The sequence below is a fragment of the Collinsella sp. AM40-7AC genome (assembly GCF_003468125.1).
GTDB lineage: Bacteria > Actinomycetota > Coriobacteriia > Coriobacteriales > Coriobacteriaceae > Collinsella > Collinsella aerofaciens_O.
The window spans coordinates 62449-83153 of sequence record NZ_QSGK01000008.1; the positions used below are offsets into that span (position 1 = coordinate 62449).

14 protein-coding genes and 1 other RNA gene are annotated in these 20705 nt (G+C 58.5%); 4 read left to right on the forward strand and 11 right to left on the reverse strand.

Features of this window, described 5'->3' with window-relative positions; translation table 11 throughout:
- Positions 1-150: 150 nt before the first annotated feature.
- Positions 151-1023 carry a nitroreductase family protein gene (locus tag DW892_RS07815; protein WP_117766771.1) on the reverse strand — a complete coding sequence of 291 codons (873 nt, stop codon included), beginning with the start codon at positions 1021-1023 and terminating at the stop codon, positions 151-153.
- A gap of 213 nt (positions 1024-1236) precedes the next feature.
- Here DW892_RS07815 and DW892_RS07820 point away from each other — a divergent pair, with 213 nt between their 5' ends.
- Positions 1237-3537, forward strand: a complete 2301-nt coding sequence (locus DW892_RS07820; protein ID WP_117766773.1) for an LTA synthase family protein — start codon at positions 1237-1239, stop codon at positions 3535-3537.
- 301 nt (positions 3538-3838) lie between these two features.
- Here DW892_RS07820 and DW892_RS07825 read toward each other — a convergent pair whose 3' ends face one another.
- From DW892_RS07825 to DW892_RS07865, 9 genes are all read right to left on the reverse strand, one after another.
- Positions 3839-4537 carry a hypothetical protein gene (locus DW892_RS07825; protein WP_117766775.1) on the reverse strand — a complete coding sequence of 233 codons (699 nt, stop codon included), beginning with the start codon at positions 4535-4537 and terminating at the stop codon, positions 3839-3841.
- 2 nt (positions 4538-4539) lie between these two features.
- Entirely contained in the window at positions 4540-5109 is a 570-nt protein-coding gene (locus DW892_RS07830; protein WP_117766777.1) for a hypothetical protein, read from the reverse strand.
- Position 5110: 1 nt separating this feature from the next.
- Positions 5111-10627, reverse strand: a complete 5517-nt coding sequence (locus DW892_RS07835; RefSeq protein ID WP_117766779.1) for a hypothetical protein — start codon at positions 10625-10627, stop codon at positions 5111-5113.
- 3 nt (positions 10628-10630) lie between these two features.
- Positions 10631-11278 (reverse strand): hypothetical protein, encoded by a 648-nt coding sequence (locus DW892_RS07840; protein WP_117766781.1) that lies wholly within the window; start codon positions 11276-11278, stop codon positions 10631-10633.
- A gap of 97 nt (positions 11279-11375) precedes the next feature.
- Positions 11376-12062, reverse strand: coding sequence for a hypothetical protein (locus DW892_RS07845; RefSeq protein WP_117655345.1), 687 nt, complete (start codon positions 12060-12062; stop codon positions 11376-11378).
- A 70-nt stretch (positions 12063-12132) separates the two neighbouring features.
- Positions 12133-12690 carry a signal peptidase I gene (locus DW892_RS07850; RefSeq protein WP_158557021.1) on the reverse strand — a complete coding sequence of 186 codons (558 nt, stop codon included), beginning with the start codon at positions 12688-12690 and terminating at the stop codon, positions 12133-12135.
- A 659-nt stretch (positions 12691-13349) separates the two neighbouring features.
- A complete protein-coding gene (bilS, locus tag DW892_RS07855; protein ID WP_117638043.1) occupies positions 13350-13901 on the reverse strand; it encodes a flavodoxin family protein BilS in 552 nt (183 codons plus the stop codon).
- Between the two features lie 111 nt (positions 13902-14012).
- The gene (locus DW892_RS07860) at positions 14013-15872 is read right to left on the reverse strand and encodes an ABC transporter ATP-binding protein (protein ID WP_117638044.1); all 1860 of its coding nucleotides are present in this window, start codon (positions 15870-15872) and stop codon (positions 14013-14015) included.
- A complete protein-coding gene (locus tag DW892_RS07865) occupies positions 15873-17717 on the reverse strand; it encodes an ABC transporter ATP-binding protein (protein ID WP_117766785.1) in 1845 nt (614 codons plus the stop codon). It lies immediately after the preceding gene.
- Positions 17718-17927: 210 nt separating this feature from the next.
- On the opposite strand from DW892_RS07865, the gene DW892_RS07870 reads away from it, so the two are divergent.
- From DW892_RS07870 to DW892_RS07880, 3 genes are all read left to right on the forward strand, one after another.
- Positions 17928-18173 carry a hypothetical protein gene (locus tag DW892_RS07870; protein WP_117766787.1) on the forward strand — a complete coding sequence of 82 codons (246 nt, stop codon included), beginning with the start codon at positions 17928-17930 and terminating at the stop codon, positions 18171-18173.
- A 38-nt stretch (positions 18174-18211) separates the two neighbouring features.
- Positions 18212-18919, forward strand: coding sequence for an LPXTG cell wall anchor domain-containing protein (locus tag DW892_RS07875; RefSeq protein ID WP_117766789.1), 708 nt, complete (start codon positions 18212-18214; stop codon positions 18917-18919).
- A 299-nt stretch (positions 18920-19218) separates the two neighbouring features.
- Entirely contained in the window at positions 19219-20208 is a 990-nt protein-coding gene (locus tag DW892_RS07880) for an LPXTG cell wall anchor domain-containing protein (RefSeq protein ID WP_117766791.1), read from the forward strand.
- Between the two features lie 349 nt (positions 20209-20557).
- On the opposite strand, the gene ffs is transcribed toward DW892_RS07880, so the two are convergent.
- An RNA gene (ffs, locus tag DW892_RS07885) (signal recognition particle sRNA small type) lies at positions 20558-20653 on the reverse strand.
- Positions 20654-20705 lie beyond the last annotated feature (52 nt).

The following is a 20705-nucleotide window of genomic DNA, read 5'->3' on the forward strand; positions in this document are numbered from 1 at the left end:
TCCTCCCAATTTTAACGTTCGACGGGATTATATGTAATCAGCCCATATTTTAATGGCACCGTTTTCCCAGCTAGATAAACATTTATGCGGCCTTTAGGCCACCGCGGCGATATGGAATGTGACAAAGGGACGCCCCCTTTGTCACATTCGTCATTTTCCGAGCCAGTTTTTGAACCACCACTCCATAGAGCGGCTCATCTCGGCCATAAAGGGGCTCGTGTGCTTACGGGTGTAGATGTCGATGACGCGCTCGCCCACCTCGCGGGCGTGCGGGCGAAACATCGCATCCATCTCGGCCACCTGCGCATCCATCGTCGCGGCGTCGGCGCGACAATAACGCTCCTCGTGCACCAGGTTCACCACGGGATGCGCAATGGCCGGGCGCTCCTTACGGGGCGTGCCGATGATGAGCATCGACAGCGGCATGGTATAGGCAGGCAAGTCCAGCAGTGCGGCAACTTCCTCGGCGTTCTCAACGATATCACCGATGTAGCAGCTCCCCAGCCCCAGGGCCTCGGCGGCGACCACGGCGTTTTGAGCGGCGATCACGGCATCCTGCGCCGCGATGGCAAAGTCGCCCAAACCCGGCGCGGGGCGGGGCGCCTTGCCCGTGCGCTCGACAAACTCGGGCTCAAAGCAGCCCACATGCTCAAACAGATCGATCCACTTGGCATAGTCGACCACAAATATGAGTGCCCAGGGCGCCTTGGCGATCATGGGCTGGTGGTCGCACAGGTCGGCCAGACGGTCCAGCGTAGCCTGCTCGCGAATGCTCACGATGGAATACATCATCATGGCGCCCGCCGACGGTGCGCGACTCGCCGCATGCAAAATCGCCGCACGCTGCTCGTCGGTCACCGCCACGGGACGGTCGTCGTCATCACGCGCGAAGGCACGCGTAGACGAGCGATGCTCCAAGATGTCCAGCACCGCGTTGCCCGTAGTCTCGACCGGATAGCCGTATGTATCCACGACCGCAGCTCCGTCGCTGCCCATGTCCGCCTTGCAAACCTGCTCGCTCATCGCCCTACCCTCGCCATTTCTTTAAGAAGCCTTTACGTTTCCGTGTAATTCCCGTCCATTATCGCGCAGGTCGCCGCTACATTGCGCAACACCGCCACGCACGCGCGTTATTATGGCTGGTTGTTGTGCGCAGTCACCAAATGCAGCGCATATCTTGGTAACAATCGGGTAAACCCCCGCTTTCGTAGGTTTTAGTTTGTGAGGAGTCTCAGCATGTTCGCTGCCGCCATCTCGCTCGTCGGTCTTGCGGCGACCGTCTACCTTGTCTTGCGCGAGGCCAAGGCCATTCGCGCTCAGTCGGGCACCGTTGCCAAAAGCGCTCTTGGATGGAGCGTCGCCTTCGGCCTGTTCCAGCTCTTTTTGACCATTTGGGGCGCCATTGGCCTCGTCGCTCAAAACGAGCCGCTCGCCTTTGTGATGCTCATCCTGACCAACGCCATTCTCACCGGATGCGCTTGGGCCAGCATCGCCCGCGACCGCCTCGCCCCGCGCGTCTTTGCGTTCGCCTCTGCCGACGCCCCCGCCCCCACCGGCAAGCTCGCCCGCCTGCGCGGCGCCTTTGTGGGCAAACCGCTCGTCGCCGCCGTCCTGTGCCTGCTGCTCGCCGGCGTCTTTGCGCTGCTGGGCATGGAGGTCTCGTCCAACCACGACTTTACCTGGGTCTACCCCCTGTGCATCCTGCTCGAGTGGGCCATCATCACCGTGCTCATGACCGGCTTGTTCTTCCTATTCCAGCGCCACGGCGCAGCTCCCGCGGTCCTGGCCTTTGCCCTCTTTGTCCTGGGCATTGCCGAGTTCTTCGTCATCACGTTTAAATCCATGCCGATCCAGCCGGGCGACCTTTCGGCCATCTCCACCGCCGCCGCGGTCGCCGGCAACGGCTACACCTTCTCGATCTCGCTGTTCTGCGTGCTGTCCATGAGCTTTACCGCCATCGCCATGCTGCTGTGCGAGTACGCCGGCCTGGTCGCGCCGCATCGCCAGAAGGGCGCCGCCAACGCCAAACGCATGCTGCTCACCAACCTGCTCGTGGCGGTGCTGTGCCTGGGCGGCGTGACCGCGCACGTCACCCTCATCGACTACTACAACACCCTCGGCATCACCGTCTACACCTGGCGCCCGCTCGAGAGCTACTGGCGCGAGGGCTATCTGCCAGCCTTTATTAGTGCAGCGCAGTCCATCAAGCCGCCCAAACCCGCCGACTATTCTGTCGATGACGCCAAGGCCACGCTCAAAAAGTACGCCAAGGCCTACGACAAGTCCGACGCCGCCAAGAGCGACGAGCGCACCGCCGCAAAGGAGCAATTCGACAGCGAGAAGCCCACGGTCATCGCCATCATGAACGAGACCTTCTCGGACCTGTCCATCTACCAGAACATGCGCGCCGGCTACGAGGGCCCGCAGTACTTTAAGAACCTGTCCAACTGCCTCAGCCGCGGCAAGCTCTATGTGAGCGCCTACGGCGGCGGTACCGCCAATACCGAGTTTGAGTTTATGACCGGCAACTCCATGGCCAACCTGGGCTCGGGCGTGTACCCCTACACCATCTACAACATGGAGACGACCGGGAACCTGGCAGAGCAGTTCAAGTCGCTCGGATATTCCACCACGGCCATGCACCCCAACCACGCCACCAACTGGAACCGCGAGAACGTCTATAAGGACTTTGGCTTTGACCAGTTCCTGTCCATCAACGACTTCCAGGGAGCCGATACCCTGCGCGGCATGGTGACCGACCAGGCTACCTACGACAAGATTCTGGAGCTGCTCGACCAGAACGCCGACCCGCAGTTCATCTTCGATGTGACCATGCAGAACCACTCGGGCTACGACACGGGCCTGCTGCCGGTCGACAAGCAGATGCACCTGAACATCGACACGACCGACCTGGACGCCAAGACCGTCGAGGACGGCACGCTGTCCGATGTCGACGAGTACGTCTCGTGCATCGAGCAGTCCGACCAGGCGCTTCGCTACTTCCTCAACGCCCTGAGCAAGCTCGACCGTAAGGTAGTCGTGGTGTTCTGGGGCGACCACCAGCCGTTCTTCCCGTCCAAGTTCAACGATAAGTGGTTTACCAGCGAGGACGACGCCACCCACCAAGAGCGCTTGTGGCAGACCGACTACATCATCTGGGCCAACTACGACGTTGCCGGTTGCGACCAGACGAGTGAGACAGACGACCTGTCCACCAACTACCTGTCCACCCAGCTCATGCAGCTGATCGGCGCACCGCTGACCGACTACCAGAAAGCGCATATGACGCTGCGCGAGTCGCTGCCCGCCATCAACTCCGTGGGCTACGAGGACGCCAGCCTGCGCTGGGCGCTCTCCTCCAACGTCACCGGTGACGACGCCGCTGCCGCAGCCGCCACCAAGGCGCGCGAGGATTACGCCAAGATGCAGTACTACGAGATGTTCCGCGACGGCAAGAACGTCTATACGGAGCACTTCCAGACCGAGGCCAACGAGACCGACCCCAACCTGGCACCGGGTACAACCAAGATCAAATAGCGACACGTCTTAACTGGTTCGTCTGCCCGGCGGCGCGAAACGTAAGGTTCCCTGCTCGGACAGTCCTGCTCGCACGGAGAGCACATTAAGTGCTCTCCGGCTCGTGCGGAACTCGCGATGAACCTTACATTCCGCGTCGCCGGGCAGACGCCTCGGTGTTGAAGCGCGGCTTGTCATGGGGGCATCCGCTGAACATATATAAGACGAAGGCCACGTCATGTGGCCTTCGTCTTGCGCAGGACTGTAGAGCAGGGAACTTCGTGCCAGCCGCCCGGGAGGGCGTTGCGTTTAGAAGATGGACCTAGTACTTATCCCTCCGGGACAAAAGAAGCGCGGCTATAAATGCGATGATTGCAAGCGTCAGCAACACCAAAAGCAACGTGAGCGTGTTGTCGCCTGTTGCCACCAGACCAAGCAAGCCGGGCTTCTTTCTGCCAGCAGACTGCACGGGGATCTTCTCGCCATCGTCCTCGGCGGTGATTTCCCAGCGAATGGTCTTGTTTGCATCGGCAAGCTCGTTGCCCACCGACGTCGGAACGCTTAGCTGCAGATTAAGCACCGTGCTGCCATCGCTCGTAAACGTGGCGATTTCCGTGGGATAGGCGAACACGCTGCCCGGTGTTCCTGTCTGGAGCCAACCTGCAGAGGCATCGCCCACAGTCGCCGTTAAGGTGGTGGGAGACAGCATATGTGCCGTCTCGTGATCAACAACAGCCCGCACAAACACACGTACCTGGGACTTTACACCCGTGGCACGAACCCCAATCTGTTGCTCGCGTACATCGCCGGGCATTAGATCTTTAAAGGCTGGAAACAGATCGGGCTCCCCCGAGGAGTCCGTCGCTCCCGATACCGTTAGCTGGCGTGCATTTCCGTCATAGGCAATCGTGGGAATGTCAGCAAACGCACGTGCAGGAACGGCGAGCGCGATAAGGCAGACGATTGCCGCCATCACGCAATGCAAGAAACACGCAACGTCTTTACGAATCGGAGAGGCCATACTTACGCACCTCCATGCGGCGGCACCAGCACGCCATCCTTGACTGCACAGCCCCATGCCTCTGCAGCTGCATCGCCGGGCGCGGATTGAATTGCCTGGGTCGAAATGTCAACGACCAGGTTCTTCCCATCTGCCTTCCTCTCAGTCACGCTCTTGATGAGCACATCGGTTTTGCCCATCGGAGCAACGGGAGACGTCCAGTAGTAGTACCCGTCGGACGCGACAACCCAAGACGAGGCGGTGTTAGAAGCAGATGCCTTGGACACACTGCCCCACGCAATGACGTAGTCGGTGCCGGCAACTGGTTCATCCCACAGGCGCGCGCCATTCTGGTCCTGCCAGTAGATATCCACCGCAACACGCAGGTATGCCGGGGCCGAGCCGTTGTTTGTAATCATGACGTTGCTCTTCACATTGCCATCGAGCTTCTCATCTACCGAGGGCGCCACCGAACCAAAACCAAACTCGTTGACCAGCACGCCCGTAACCGAAAGCCACGCAAAGGTACCGGCAGCGCCAGCCAACAGGAGAACGCCAACAAGGAGGGCGACGATTTGCTTGCGCTTAGTCATCCTAGTCCTCCTTCTTCAGCGTGCCGTTTTTCCAAACATTCCTGGCACGCGAGCCACCATCGACCCATTTGTCATTCGCGCGCGTGTTGACGCACGTCACCACGGTGTCGCCCGCACTCGAGGCAGACGAGATGATGAGCTCGGCAGATTTGCCGGGCGCCTTGCCCGGCGTACTCAGTTCACCCTCGTAGCGCCATGCCCAAGCCGTGTCTTCCTCGACGGTATAGGTGCCCGCCGGAGCAGCAAATTGCACGCTGCCGACATACCAGACCTCACCGTTTTCGTCGCGCTGCTCGCTAACTTTCACCTCGACCATGCGCGTCTCGGCAGGAGAACCCTCCGACGCCTTTCGCGTTACCTTAAAGCGGAACGTTTGCCCCATTGCGCTGGCGTCGGTAGTCTTTTTAACGATCGTCAGCGCATGAGTCTGGGCAAATTTGAACACGGCATTACCGGGACCTTGCTCGCCTTCGCCTGTCTTCTTGGACTCCAGGCGGTTGACCAGGTCGAACGAGCCGCCACCCGAACCCAGACTGTAGAGCGAGACAAACTTGCCGTTCACAGGCTTTTCCGCCGCAGAAACGCCCTCTGCACCAGGGCCGTAGCTTGCCTGCGTTACCGTAACAGTCAGTTGCGTCCCCATGAACGGCTTGGCAAAGCAGACCTTAAACGGCGCATTGTCGGCACTGTCACCGACGGTGTTGGCCGCGGCGGGATCGAGCAGCCACTTAAGCTGCGCGGTCATAGTTACGGGGCTCGCGGGATCAGACGTATCGTTGGCAACCACGCGATACGTCACAGGATACAGGTCCATGTCACCCTTGACTGGCTCGCCCTTGAACTCATCCCAAGACTTTGCAGTGCCATCGGCACCCACATATCGCCACTCCAAGAAGAGCTCGCGCTTATCGCCATTGGCAGCAGCCTGTTCATCGAGCAGCGCGACGATCTTGGAGTGGGCGTCCGGGTCGTACGCCACGGATTTTTGCTCCATCACAGGATTGCCGTCGTTGTCGTAGACAGGGTTGCCGCTCTCGTCCATTTTGGGAACATCGACCGTGTAGACAAAGCCAGGCTTACCGTCCTGCGCGCGCTCGTCGCCCGAGTCGACCGTCGCCGTAAAGATGACCGCCCCGTCGACGCTGTGATAGCGCACCTTATACGGCGTGACCTTGTACACCGCGGTATACGTCGCGCCCTTAAAGGGTTCACTACCCTCGAGGGGATACTTATCGTCTTCGGTCATCAGAGTGTATTTACTATCGGATTCATAGTCACGCGACCAGCCGACAAAGTCGTACTTGGTGCCATCCTTGCCGACAACCTCAGCTGTAGCTCTTACTTCCAGCGAAATTTGATCGCCAGAGTCGGTGCGCGAAAGAGAACGCACGGAATCGGGGTTATCCAGATTGGCATCGATATTCGATTGGACAATTACCGCGCTGGCACGGTAGACCGGGTACAGCTCCATGGGGGCGTTAACCACAGTGTTTGTATTCACCATGGGGAGGCCGTCCGACCAAACGACATAACCGTTGCCGGATGCCGGTTTAGTTTCCGTCCAGCCTACGAAGGCATTGTATGCGTTCGTTGCAGCATCGATGTCGCCAACGTTATACGTCGGCAGCGGCATGCCATCCTTAAGGCTGCCGAGCGTATTGCCTTCCTGCGCGAGCTTGCCATCGATATCGGTGTCGTTCAGGTGATACACCACCGCAATGGGCGTGTAGTAGGCCACAAACGTATAGGGTTTACCCGGCTCCACGGTATAGGAATAGGTATTGCCGCCTTCGCCCGTCGGATCGAGCTTCTTTACCGTTCCGTCGGGAAGCTCGATCTCGAGCTTCTTAAGCTGATAGGCGCCACCAGTACCGTCGGCATATACCGTCGTCGCAATGTCGGGGCTCACCCTAGCCACCACGTCACCGTTTTGCTGGACATCAAGTGTAGGCGTAATGTCGAATCGCGGAACATTGATGCCCGGCGTTCCGTCAAAGCCCTTGCGGTGCAGGTTGGTGGTGTAGCTAACGTCGTACTTTACGTACACGGGATAGGCATCCTGCCACTGGGTGACCTTGGACTCGTCGGTCGCCAGATACGGCTCTGCCTTATCCGGATCACTCGTCACATAGGGGTCGCCGGTGACGTCGTAGATATACTTCCAGACGTCGGAATCCTTCTGAACCTCGGCGGTCGAAATCCAGCCCAGGAACTTATAGCCCGGCACGGCCATGTCGGCATCGGTCGGGGAAGCTTCGAGTGTCAGATTGGGATTGACGTCACCATCCTTTCCGTCGTAGGGCTTTGTATTAACCGTCCTATCCTTATAGAGATGCGGATAGCAATACAGGAACGTCGGATCTTTACCTTCCGCCGTTTTCTGCTGAAGCAAGTTGCTTTTATAGCGTCGAGTAGCAGCCTGCTTGACGTTGCCACTCTTGTCATAGAAGTTGACGTCCGTGGTCACCATAGCACGGACATAATATTGCTCCGTCGTTTCAACAAAACTCGAAAAAGGATTCTTTATATACGTCCAGGAACCGTCGTCGGGTCTTTCGAGCGTCCAAAAACTGAAGTGGTACCTATCATGCGCGGGGGTAAATTGAACTTTAATACTTGAGGCTTTCCACTCATCACTCAGTTTACCGGCTCCTGGAAAATCAGTGTCGGCAATCATATCCTTGAGAGTGTTCGCGCCGCTGTCGTTACGCACATTATGCGAGTAGGCGTTAATAGGCGCAACGATTTGCGTCGCATCAGAGAGAGCGGTGGTGCACTTATCTGCTGGATTCTTATCATCGTGTAGCACATGGGCGGAGGCGTCCGTGCCAGCACCCCAATGGATAATGTTTTCACGAACATATGTCGCGCCGACGTTTTCCTCGAAGGGCGACTTGTATTTATTCCAAATCGAGCACAACTTCTTGCTGTCCGTTAGACCGCTATTTGTAAATGCCCGAACGTAATAGTCCACCCGGTACTCAAAACGAGCCGTATAGGTATGCAGGACGGTCAGATCGACGTTTGCGGGAAGCTTATAGCTGGGGTCACGGCTTACGCGCACCTCGAGCGGAGCATCCTCGGTTCCCTTGTTTTCGTACCAGCCCAGGAAGCGATAGCCGTCGGGCAGCTTGCCGCCATCGGACAGGGGCGTACCGTCCGTGTTGCACACCTGTACCGTGTAGACGCTAGTGCCGCCCCCGGCAGTCTTGACGTCGACTTTGGTTTTGCCCACGCCAACGCGCTGGCTCACATCATTGAGCGCGTCCTGCTCATTGCCCTCGAACACAGTTATGATGTTCGACACGTAGTCGCTGTACACGGGATAGAAGTCGGCTGGACGGACAACAGTGATCTCGCTACCCGCAGGATAAAAAGCTCCCTGATTTTTAACCTCGGCTAACTTATCCGAAGTGATGGCGGCATAGGCGCCGTTCATACCTTCCTCGCTGCTAGGCTGCGTGGTCCAGCCGATAAATGTCGCGGTAGCGGAAAGCCCCTCGCGGTCTTCGGGAGCCGCGGGCGTCAAACCCACGCCGTAGCGATACCAATCAGTGGACTTGTCGTGCGCGGCACCGGTTTTCCAATCAAGCGTCTTGCCCTTAACGTTATAGAACAGCACCTGCGCCTCGTATGAAGCGATAAAGAGGTCGTTACCCTTGAAGCCGAATTTTTCATCGACGCCGCTTCCGTTGTTGGCGGTGTAGGTCGAAGCCTTATCGTGGTCCGTGTTCTCCTCGACGCGCTTGTCAGCAGCGACAGCAGCAGCATCGGTCTTGCCGTTAAACCAGGCGTTATCGGCATCGATGCGGTTCACATTGACTCCGGACTCGTGGAACCAGCCCATAAAGCGGTAGCCGCCGTTCGCCTCGCTCAGCCCCGCGGGCTTTGCGGAGGTTTCCTGCCTGAACGTTACCGACGTATCGCCCTGGGCCAGGCCTTGGGCCGTTCCCGCCAGCACGGCGCTCACGGCAAAGGCGTACGGATCCGAGGTCGCCTGGTCTTTGCCAAGTTTGGTCTTCTCGATTGTCGCGGTGCCCGCACCGGGAAAATCGATCGTCGCCTTAACGCTCTGGCCATGCACAGGAATATTCAGCTTGTAATCCATCGCCCACTCATTGAAGTGCGAGCCACCCAAGGCCCCGTTGTTAGCAGTCGAGCGCTTGGTGCCGGCACAAAAGTCGTAGTCGTGCTCTTCCCACAGCTCGCGCGTGGTGTAGCGCTCGTCATCCCATGGACCATAGCCATCACCCTTGGTGGTGTCATCGCCGCCAAACGAGGGGATTTTCTTTTTGGCAGGGTTGCCCTGGCTGTTGCCAGAAAGGCTCACGCTCGGCTTAAAGTAGCACTCGGTGACCGTGGCATCATCCTTGTTGGCACGCGCGGCAATGCCGCCCAGGTTCACATCGTTTTGAATGATGGGGATCACGGCGATGGGATTGTACTGACGCGAGCTCAAGTCACCCGCAAAATGGCTTCGAACGAGCTCGTTGCCCTTTTCGGTTAGAATACGACCCGCCAAGCCACCCGTCCACGCGCGCGTCACGGCGACGACGCCCACGTACGACGCGGCATAGCTGTAGCACTGCGCCGTCGAGAAGCAGTCGATAATCTTGGCCTCGCCCGCCATGCAGCCCACAAAACCCGAGGCGTACACGTTGTTGCCGCCCAGGGCGCCAATGGCCACGTCGTACTTATTGGTGACGTCGGTCATGCCCTTCTCGGCAATCGAGCCGTCGTCCTTACGCGTCGGCGTCACGCGACAGTACTCGATAGTCGAGTTCTTAACGTAGCCGGCAAACGCCGCCATATACAGACCCTCACCGCCGAGCGCCTGCACGCCCGAGGTCGTATTGTTGACGGCACGGCCGCCACGGACCTCGCAGTTGTAGAGGGTGCAGCCGTCGAGCTCGCCGGCGATGAGACCGCCCTCAAAGCCTGCGTTGGTAATGAGGTTGAGAGCATTGTTGGCGCAGGTCACGTGCAGCGTGCTCTCCATGACCATAACGTTTTCGAAACGCGTTTTGACGGCCTTGCCCACGATAATGCCACCGCGGAAGTCCGCCCACACGTTGGCGTCCTTGACCAGGAAGTTTTTGATGGTGGCGCCGTTGGTCTCGGCAAAAAATCCCGTATCGCGCTCGGGGTCAAAAGCGTCTTTATCGTAGTTCAGGCCCTCAACGGCGTGGTTTTGACCATCGAACACGCCCTTAAACGGATGCTCCTTGTTGCCAAACGACAGATGCTTAACGGTGTCTGCAACGATGGTTTTCATGTCGTCGCTGTCGAGCTCAATGTCGTTATCGAGATAAACGTGCCAGCCGGACGTATCGCGCTCGCGCGACAGCGCCACACACGACAAAAAGTCAGCCTCGTTTTTGATGTGGAATTCGATTTTGGCCTCGGGCACATCCTCGGCATGCACCACCGTTGGCAGCGCCATAACGCAGCAAAGGGCAATCGCTGCGACGGCAACCAGCCTGCTAAGCATACCCCGGTTCATATTCTTGATCTTCATAGGCTAGTTCGCCTCCGGCCAACCCACAACGTCAAGTACGTCGAGGGCGGTATCGCTTGTCTGCTGGTTTTTGGCCTGCACGGCCTGAACATCGATATCGAGCTTGAATGAGCCGCCGCGCGCGGCATCGTGGTAGTCGCCCACAAATCGCAGCGAGTCCATAAGGCTTTCCGTCATGGCGCCGGGGTCGAGCATGCCGCCACGCCCGGCCAATCCACGGTAGTAGTACCACCCATCGCCGCCGTCGATCCACGGGGACCCCTCGCCCGCGTCCACATGAAACGCAACGTTGCCCGAGGCATCCGCGCACGAGCCGTCGGGTGCCACTGACTTCATGCGCAGGCGCGCGCGAACGTACTCAGGCTGCGAGCCGACGTTCTCCACGCGCACAATGCGGCTGATGTCAGAACCCCCGGCTTTGGTGTCGGGATAGTCCCCGTGCTCGTTGGGCTCAAACGGAATCTCCTCGCCCTGCTCGTTTAGGGTGTATTCGCAGACTCGTACCTTCACGCTGCCAAACGATAGAACGTTGTTCGCCGGAACCATATCAACAGTAAAAGCCAGCGTGCCGCACAGGCACGCCAGGGCCAACAGCGCCATCGCGGCAAGCGCCAAGGTGCGTTTCTGATTGTCGGAAAGATTATTGAGCATTACGTTCGCCAGTCGTCGATAAAAAGGGGGACCGAGATCCCGACCCGAAAATGGGGATGGGGAGCGGGCCGGGATCTCGGTAGAGGGGGTGGGATTACTACAGGTCCTTAGCCCAATTCTTGGCAGCAGCCAAAGCAGACGCAGACGAACCCTCAGCGGTATTGTCTGCCGCGTAAATGAAGCAGTTGACATCCATCGTGGCAGAATTGGCGAAATCCTTTTGCTCGGTGTCCTTGGGCGTAGTCACCTGGCTGAACAGCTCGCCAGTCCACTTATCCTCATTCTTGCTGGCAATAAGCGGGGTAGCCTCGGTTCCTTCGCCAACATAAACGAAAAGGCCACCGAGATAATGAGTCGGCTCGCCCTCAACGGCGGTCGCATCAACGGCCTTCCAGCCAGAGTTAATGGTGAAGTAAGTCGTCTTGGAATGATCGGCCCCGGCAGACGCCGTCTTGTTGTTCACGAAGACGTACACATATGCATCCTCGGATCCCTTGCCGATACCGACATTAGGATTCTTGGGTACAGACACGCCAGGGGCGAGCTTAGAGTCCTTAACCCATTTGGTCTCGGTCAGGTTGCCGTTGACCTTATTGTTATCATCCGGAAGCGGCTGATTCGGATGGTCGGGATCGGTAGTGGGCTTGTTGATGCCCGCAGTGGTGAAGTTGTTGGTCAGGCTCGACTGCGCCGTCAGCCAGGCGTAGGTACCCACGCCGGCAGCCAGCACCAACAGCAGCAGGGCGGCAATGATGCCGTAGCGCTTTTTCTTCTTGTTTTCCATCGTTCTCTTCCTTTCGAGAATCGTCTTCCCCGGCAACGGCCCCTACCGCCGCCGACGTTTTTCCCTGCCGCTATGAACGCCGCTCCCTCGCATGCACGCGGGTATGCTTGCCCGCAGGCTCGTCGGGAACCATCCGATCGAGCACTATCGACGCCGTGATCAGCAGCGCCAGAACGGCCACCACAACAAGCAAACCGGGCATCGTCGTGCAATATGCGTTAACGAAGCCCAGGTAAGGGACACAAAAAGAAACGACACCGATCACGCGTGAAAAAGGCGTCTGCTCGGCGTCGTGCATGATGGTTCCATCTGCATTTTTGTTTGCGATTCCCTGCGTGCTAATCGTCTGCGCCACAGGGTCGATCTCGTACACCTGATGCGTCACCACGGCACCGTCCGATCGGTAAAAGGTTGCATTGTCGCCCACGGCAATATCCGCTGGCTCAACTTGGCGAACAAACACCATGGAGCCAACGGGAAGCTCGGGTTCCATAGAGCCAGAAAGAACAGCAAAGGGCGTGTATCCAAATGCGCGAGGCACAAAAGAAACAACGGCAAGGGCTATGACAAGCGCGAACGCCAAGCTACTCAAAAGTGCAATAAATCGTTTGAGTCTACGCGCAGCCAAAGTGATAATTCATCCCCCTTGAGGCCCTATTCGACCCATCCAAAGGTCAGCAAGTTTCAACAGGAACCGCAAGGCGCTTGAAAAGTGAGTTCGAAATAAGCCAATTTGGAATCTTTTCCTAATAAAAACATAGCGATGTGCTACACATTTTTCAATGTTTTGTCGTTAAATGCTACTTATTTTGGCGTAAGTGGTCATTTATCCCCAAATTGGTCTGTTTTATCCAATATCTGTGACTAACCCCCTATGCAATTCGTCCATAGAGGGTTAAATATTTTGAAAAACCAAGATATCGTACCCCCCCCCCCACATTAAAAATAAACTGCTGGAAGTACCGTTTATTTTTAACCCTCTTTTTGCAGCTTTATGACAGCCCCATCTAATTCGCAGCCCATAACCCTCTGAAAACCGTGTCCCAAAATTCGCTTGCGAAACGGGATGCGGTTTCCGCTTGTGGCCCCGTTGGGAAGCCACATCCCACTTCGGCCGTAAATTCCGGGTCGCGCTTTCCGCCAGACCCCTCAACCGGAAACCACATCCCATTCCAGAGGCAAATTCCGGGACTCAGCTTCCGCAACCCCGTGTTAAGAAAAAAGCCTCGAGAACTTCGAGGCTTTCACATTTGTATTGTTTTGCACGAAGGACCGCGAACGGCGAAGCTACTCGCCCAGCACGGCCTTCTTTGCAGCTGCAGCCATGTTGTCCAAATCCTCCTTGGTGGGGTGATCCTTCGCGGCAACCCAGTTGTCGAGCAGCATCTTAAATCGGGCGTTTTCGGGATCTTGCTCGAGCATGGCCTCGTAGCGCTGCTTAACCGCGGGACCCATCTTGCCCTGGCACATCGCCCAGCCCGCAAGCTCGGCATCCTCGGCCAGATTGGAAGTTACGCGGTCGACAATCTGCTGGTAATAGCTCTGGTCGGCCCCAAAGCCGCAGGTGCCAAACAGGAACACGCGCTTGCCGTGCAAGGCGGAGAGCAACGCCGCCACCGAGGGCGTGCTGGCACCCTTGTCGCACCAAAAACCGACAAGCACCGTATCGGCAGCGCAGGCACCCTCTGCCTCGTGCGCGACCTGCTCCGGATCTGCATCATCGCTCAGCGCGGCGGCATGGATAAACTCGACGCCTGCAGCCTGCAGGGCGCGCTTGATCGCCCCCGAAACCATCCTGGTATTACCGCTCTTGCTGTTAACCACCATAGAGCATGTCATAGTCACGTTGCCTCGTTTCCCCCGAAACTCGAGCCATTAATGCAATTTGTTAAAAGCATATCTTAGTACTAACGACGCAGATGTAAACCATCTGCCGCTAATCGGCAGCCCCTACTGGGCAAACTGGCTGCGGTAGAGCTCGGCGTAGAAGCCGCCTGCCGCTAGCAACTCGTCGTGCGTGCCGCGCTCGATAATCTGGCCGTCGCGCATAACCAGAATGCAGTCGGCATTGCGGATCGTCGACAGGCGGTGCGCCACCACAAAGCTCGTGCGGCCAGCCATGAGCTCGTCGAATGCCGCCTGCACCTGCAGCTCGGTACGCGTATCGATGCTCGACGTTGCCTCGTCCAGCAGCAGAATCGCCGGATCGGTGAGCATGACGCGCGCGATGCACAGCAGCTGTTTTTGACCTTGGCTAAACGTGCCGCCGTCCTCGCCGATCACCGTATCGTAGCCGCCTGGCAGCTGCACGATAAACTTGTGCGCGTGCGCGCGCTTGGCGGCCTCGACAATCTGCTCGCGCGTGGCATCGGGGCAACCGTAGGCAATGTTTTCGGCCACCGTGCCCTCGAACAGCCAGGTGTCCTGCAGCACCATGCCAAAGACGCGGCGCAGGCTCGCGCGCGTATAGTCACGCGAGGAGCGACCATCGACCGCGATGCGCCCAGCATCGATATCGTAAAAGCGCAGCAGCAGATTGATGAGCGTCGTCTTGCCACAGCCCGTGGGACCGACGAGGGCAAAGCGCGTACCGGGTTTGGCCTCGATGCAGATATCCTGCAGCAGCTTGCGGTCGGGCACATAGCTAAAGTCCACGTGTTCAAAGGTCACCTCGCCCTGCGGGGCGGCAAGTTCCACGGCATCCGCCGCATCGGGCTCCTGCTCGCGCGCATCGAGCAACGCAAACATGCGGCGCGCCGAGGCGTACGCGGTCTGGATCTGCGTAATGACGTTGGTGACCTCGTTGAACGGCTTGGTGTACTGGTTGGCATAGGACAGGAAAATCTGCACGCCGCCCACCGTAAGCGCCGCGGGCACGCCCGTGATCACGCCCACGCAGCCGATCACAGCGACCACGGCATAGATGATGTTATTGATAAAGCGCGTGCCGGGGTTGGAGAGCGAACCCATAAACTGCGCGCGCTCGCCCGCGGTGTAGAGCTCAGCGTTGAGGGCATCGAAGCGCTGCTGGGCGTTGGGACCATAGGCAAAGGCGTCGACAAGCTTTTGCTCGCCTACGTACTCCTCGATATGACCACCGAGCTGCCCTTGAATACGCTGCTGTGCCGTAAAGCTTTTGTTGGAGAGCTTGGCAATAGCACCGGCTGCAAAAATGGAAAGCGGCGTGACGAGCACCACCACGAGCGTCATGGTCAGGTTGATGGAAAGCATAAACGCAAGCGTGCCCACGATGGTAATGACACCGGTGAAAAGCTGCGTGAAGCCCTGCAGCAGACCGTCGCCCACCTGGTCGACGTCGTTGACCACGCGGCTCATAAGGTCGCCGTGGGCGTGGCTGTCGATAAAGCTGAGCGGCATGCGGCTGAGCTTATCGCTCGCCTCCACGCGCATGTCGCGCACCGTTTCGTAGGACAGGCGGTTGACGCAATAGCCCTGCAGCCACTGGAAGGCCGCAGCACCTACGACGACAATCGCGAGCTTGGTAACGAGCGGCAGTAACGCATCAAAGTCCACCTGGCCCGTCGCGACGATCAGGTCGATGCCCTCGCCGATGAGAATAGGTGTGTAGAGCTGCAAGATCACCGAGATGGCAGCGCTCACAAACGACGCCGTAAACGAAATGCGGTGTGGGCGAACATAGTCAAGCAGGCGGCGGGTCACCGCGCCCACGGGATAGCGCTCGGGGTCGCCGGGCTGGCGCGGACCGTCTCCCAGGTCGTTGAGGTTATCGTTACCGGACACGTTGGCCGTCATCGTGGCGACCGACCCGGAAGAAGTGTACGGATTCATTTAGCAGCCCTCCTTTGCGCAAACAGATGCAGGGGCGGTCTGGGCGGACGCGAGCAACGCGCTCCCTTGCTGGCCCTCGAGCTCTTCGCGGCGCAGCTGCGACTGGCAAATCTCGCGATAGAGCTGGCAGGTCGCGTACAGCTCATCGTGCGTGCCCAGGCCCGCGACCGAACCGTGGTCGAGCACGCAGATCATGTCGGCGTCGCGCACGGTCGAAACGCGCTGGCTCACGATGACGGTCGTCAGCGGCAGCCCGCCCTCGGCGGCACCGCGCATGCTGAGCTCGCGAATGGCACGGCGAAGCGCCGCATCAGTCTTAAAGTCGAGCGCCGAGGCGGAGTCATCCATAATCAGGATTTGCGGCGAGCCCACCAGAGCGCGCGCGATGGTCAAGCGCTGGCGTTGGCCACCGCTGAAGTTCTTACCGCCCGCCTCGACCGGGGCATCGAGCCCCTGCGGCTTGTTGCGCACGAACTCGCTCGCCTGCGCCATGTCGAGCGCCGCCCAGAGCTCCTCGTCGGTTGCCGCCTCGTCGCGCCAGGTTAGGTTGCTGCGAATGGTGCCGCTCACCAGCGACGCTCGCTGCGGAACGGTCGCGACCACGTGGCGCAGCTGATCGAGCGGCCAGGTGCGCACGTCGGCGCCCATCACGCTCACGCTGCCGGTGCCCGCATCGTACAGGCGCGGGATGAGCGAGACGAGCGTGGACTTACCACTGCCCGTACCGCCAATAATGCCGAGCGTCTTGCCCAGCGGGAGCTCCAGGGTCACATCGTTGACGGCGTTGGCAGCGCCCGCGCCAAAAGAGAAGCTCGCATGGCTCAAGCTCAGCGCAGGAACTGGAGCGACATTGCCCGGCTTGAGCAGCGCGACCGGCTGGTTGCCCCCGTCGGTGATGCTCGGCTCGCAATTGAGCACCTCGTTGATACGCGACGCGCTGGCGCTCGCCTTGGTAAAGACCACGACCAGGTTGGCGACATACACGATGGAGGTCAGGGTCTGCGTCATGTAGTTCACAAACGCCATGACCTGACCCTGCGTTAGCTCGCCCACGTTGACCTGGATGCCGCCCACCCACAGGATGGCGCACACGCCCAGGTTCATCACAAGAAACGTGACGGGGTTGAGAATCGACGAGAGCTTACCCACCGCGATGGCAGTATTGGCCTGGTCATCGGCGGCCTGGGCAAAGCGCTCGCGCTCGTGGTCCTCGCGCACGAAGGCGCGAACCACGCGAGCGCCCGAAAGCCCCTCGCGGCAAATGAGCGCGATGCGGTCGAGCTTTGCCTGCAGCTGCTTGTAGTACGGAATGCAGCGCGCCATGACAAACCAAAACACCAGGCCGATGGCGGGCGTGCAAATCAAAAAGATCATGCCGAGCTTAAGGTCGATGACAAGGGCCGCGCACATGGAGCCCACCGCCAAGAAGGGCCAGCGGATGAGCATGCGCACGCCCAACGCCACGGCAAGCTGCACCTGGTTGACGTCGTTGGTGATGCGGGTGATAAGCGACGGCGTGCCAAAGCGGTCGAGTTCGGCATAGCTCAGTTTGTTGATGTGCTCGTAGAGCGCGCCGCGAATGTCGGTGCCCATGCCCTGCGAGGTCAGCGCCGCCATCTTTTGGCAGACGAGCGTAAACGAGATGCCGATCACAGCCATGGCGCCAAGTACCATGCCGTAGTGGACGACGGCGTCCACGTCGTGCGAGCCAATGCCCTTATCGATCATCTGGGCAATCACCAGCGGCGTCAGCAGGTCAAAGATCACTTCGATCAACTTGCACGCAGGGCCGATCACCATATATCGGCGAAACTTACCACCAAAACGCCTGAGCAACTCAATCATGTATAGGCGCTCCCTATCATCATCCACATTCAATTCGAACCATGATAGTACCGCCACCCCAAAAGAAGCGTAAACAACTCGTCATTTCTAACGGGATTCAGTTTTCAGAGGGGTATACGCGCACACCCAGCCAGTGTCGGGTCAACTAGCATGGTATATTTACATTAGTGCTACCAAGTTAGTCGCCGACCCTTGAAATGAGGTGCCGAGATGAACGACATTCTCGCAAGAAGAGCAAGACGAGCAACTGTGGGCATCGCCCTTTCCGCGGCACTTGTCGCGGGAATCGCCCCCGCAACGGCGATCGCGGCAGAAACCAGCTCCCCCACCGGTGCAGTTGCCTTGCAGACGGAAGATGCGGCCACCGCAAAAGAGAGAGCGTATGCAGCCATGCAGGAAGCGCTCAAAACCTCGAGGCCGCAAAAGACGCCGCAAGTACTGAGAAACTTGCGGTAATCGATGATGACATTGCCGCTTTTCAAGAGATCTACGACATGGTGGTGACGGAAGCCGCCAAACGGAGGGAACGCCTTCCCGCCATGCAAGCGAACGTCGATGCAGCCCAAGCCAAATACGATGAGGCCCACGACCGGACAAGCGGCCTTCAGGCAGAATTAAATAAGGCAATCGACGACGGAGCTTCTAACGAAACTATTAAGCAGTTGCGAAGTAAGATCATGTCGGCAGAAAGGCGAGAAAAATCTTGTGAAGATGATCTTCACCACTGCCAACGCCGGCTCGAAAGCCAGAAAAAACAGGTTCAGTATTTCGAAAGTGAGGCAAAGGAAGCTAAAGCCCACATCGACGAGGACATAGCCAAGCGAAATGCGCTCCTTAGCGATTTGGAAAAGGCGCAAGCGGCCTATGACGACGCCTGCAAGGCATACGAAGAGGCGAAAGCCGCGGCAGACAAGGCCACCTCGCCCGAGATAACGCAACCGACCGAGACGACGCCTCCCTCCAACTCGGCGCAACCGGCCAAAACGGCACAGCCCGCCAGCTCGCCCGCGACCGGCAAAAATACCCCGCCAAGCTCCACCAAGCAGTCGAACTCGAGCAGCGGCAAGCAAGCAGGTACAACCGCCGGCAAGCTCGCGAACACGGGCGACACAGCGCCGAGCGCAATCGCACTCGCAGGAATCGCCGCCATGGGGCTCGGAATAACCGCCACAGCCACACGCCGCCTCAAGAACTCAAAATAGCCGCCAGAGCATACTACCTTCGCCAATCCACAAACCCAGAGACAAAAGAGGCCCGTTTCCCCAACCCATGGAAACGGGCCTCTTTACTTGAAAAAACAGATGGCAATGCCGCCGTCTCTTGTACCACGCAGCCATCAATGCCCAGACAACACTAGCAAGCCGCGTTCCTTAAGGGATAGATTTAATGGCTGTTAATCAAGAGGTATACGCGCACGCCCGATCAATGGCGGGCAAACCGCCTGATATACTTACATTAGTGCTACCAAGTTAGTCGCCGACCCTTGAAATGAGGTGCCGAGATGAACGACATTCTCGCAAGAAGAGCAAGACGAGCAACTGTGGGCATCGCCCTTTCCGCGGCACTTGTCGCGGGAATCGCCCCCGCAACGGCGATCGCGGCAGAAACCAGCTCCCCCACCGGTGCAGTTGCCTTGCAGACGGAAGATGCGGCCACCGCAAGGGAAAAAGCGTATGCAGCCATGCAGGAAGCGCTCAAAAACCTCGAGGCCGCGAAAGACGCCGCAAGTCCCGAGAAACTTGCGGAAATCGATGATGACATTGCCAGTTTTCAAGAGATCCACGACATGGTGGTGACGGAAGCCGCCAAACGGAGGGAACCCCTTCCCGCCATGCAAGCGAACGTCGATGCAGCCCAAGCCAAATACGATGAGGCCCACAACCGGACAAGCGGCCTTCAGGCAGAATTAGATAAGGTACTCAAGGAGCTCGGCGACGAGGCGCCCAGCGCAGCTGTTAAGGAGCATATTAAGCAGTTGCGCAGTGAGATCATGGCGGCAGAAAGGCGAGAAGAATCTTGTGAAGATGATCTTCACCACTACCAACGCCGGCTCGAAAGCCAGGAAAAACAGGTTCAGTATTTCGAAAGTGAGGCAAAGGAAGCTAAAGCCCACATCGACGAGGACATAGCCAAGCGAAATGCGCTCCTTAGCGATTTGGAAAAGGCGCAAGCGGCCTATGACGACGCCTGCAAGGCATACGAAGAGGCAAAGGCCGCGGCAGACAAGGCCACCTCGCCCGAGATAACGAAACCCGCCGAGACGACAAAACCCTCCAGCTCAGCGCAGCCGGCCGAAACGGCACAGCCCGCCAGCTCGCCCGCGACCGGCAAATACGCTCCATCGAGCTCCACCAAGCAAGCAAATACGACCACCGGCAAGCTCGCAAACACAGGCGACGCAGCGCCGAGCGCAATCACACTCGCAGGAATCGCCGCCATGGGACTCGGAATAACCGCCACAGCCACACGCCGCATCAAGAACTCAAAATAGCCGACAGAGCATTCTGCCTTCACCAATCCAAAAGCCCAGAGACAAAAAGAGGTCCGTTTCCCCAACCCAGGGAAACGGACCTCTTTAACTGCAAAAATTCAAACAACAGCACCGCCGCCTCTTAAACTACGTAGCCATCAATGCCCAGACAACGCCAGCGAGCAGCAAAAGGCACGGGATTAAATTATTCAGATAAATGTGACCCTTCAGGCGGTTTTGGTCGGCTACCCGCGAGTGCCGGCAGGGCGCTTGGTAGTCGAGCGATCCCGCAGGCGAAGCCGAGGACCAGCGAGACACCAAGCGCCCTGCCGGCACTCGCGGGTAGCCGCGGCACCAAAAAACGCCTGCGCACTCGATGGATTCGGATGCCCGACAGAGGCTCCTTATGGCTGCTTCCTTCCGGACCTGACCAGATTCGGAACATGTCGTCATCCGAACCCATCGAACGCGCTAGGCGCTCGGTATATCTTACCTGCTCCCGCCCGCCACGGCAAGTG

What these genes read in the sequence shown, in the direction of transcription:
- DW892_RS07820 (WP_117766773.1), top strand. Translation starts at nt 1,237, where the DNA reads ATGTTCGCTGCCGCCATCTCGCTCGTCGGTCTTGCGGCGACCGTCTAC.
- DW892_RS07825 (WP_117766775.1), bottom strand. Translation starts at nt 4,537, where the DNA reads ATGGCCTCTCCGATTCGTAAAGACGTTGCGTGTTTCTTGCATTGCGTG.
- DW892_RS07860 (WP_117638044.1), bottom strand. Translation starts at nt 15,872, where the DNA reads ATGAATCCGTACACTTCTTCCGGGTCGGTCGCCACGATGACGGCCAAC.
- DW892_RS07830 (WP_117766777.1), bottom strand. Translation starts at nt 5,109, where the DNA reads ATGACTAAGCGCAAGCAAATCGTCGCCCTCCTTGTTGGCGTTCTCCTG.
- DW892_RS07840 (WP_117766781.1), bottom strand. Translation starts at nt 11,278, where the DNA reads ATGCTCAATAATCTTTCCGACAATCAGAAACGCACCTTGGCGCTTGCC.
- DW892_RS07865 (WP_117766785.1), bottom strand. Translation starts at nt 17,717, where the DNA reads ATGATTGAGTTGCTCAGGCGTTTTGGTGGTAAGTTTCGCCGATATATG.
- DW892_RS07845 (WP_117655345.1), bottom strand. Translation starts at nt 12,062, where the DNA reads ATGGAAAACAAGAAGAAAAAGCGCTACGGCATCATTGCCGCCCTGCTG.
- DW892_RS07875 (WP_117766789.1), top strand. Translation starts at nt 18,212, where the DNA reads ATGGTGGTGACGGAAGCCGCCAAACGGAGGGAACGCCTTCCCGCCATG.
- DW892_RS07870 (WP_117766787.1), top strand. Translation starts at nt 17,928, where the DNA reads ATGAACGACATTCTCGCAAGAAGAGCAAGACGAGCAACTGTGGGCATC.
- bilS (WP_117638043.1), bottom strand. Translation starts at nt 13,901, where the DNA reads ATGACATGCTCTATGGTGGTTAACAGCAAGAGCGGTAATACCAGGATG.
- DW892_RS07835 (WP_117766779.1), bottom strand. Translation starts at nt 10,627, where the DNA reads ATGAAGATCAAGAATATGAACCGGGGTATGCTTAGCAGGCTGGTTGCC.
- DW892_RS07880 (WP_117766791.1), top strand. Translation starts at nt 19,219, where the DNA reads ATGAACGACATTCTCGCAAGAAGAGCAAGACGAGCAACTGTGGGCATC.
- DW892_RS07815 (WP_117766771.1), bottom strand. Translation starts at nt 1,023, where the DNA reads ATGAGCGAGCAGGTTTGCAAGGCGGACATGGGCAGCGACGGAGCTGCG.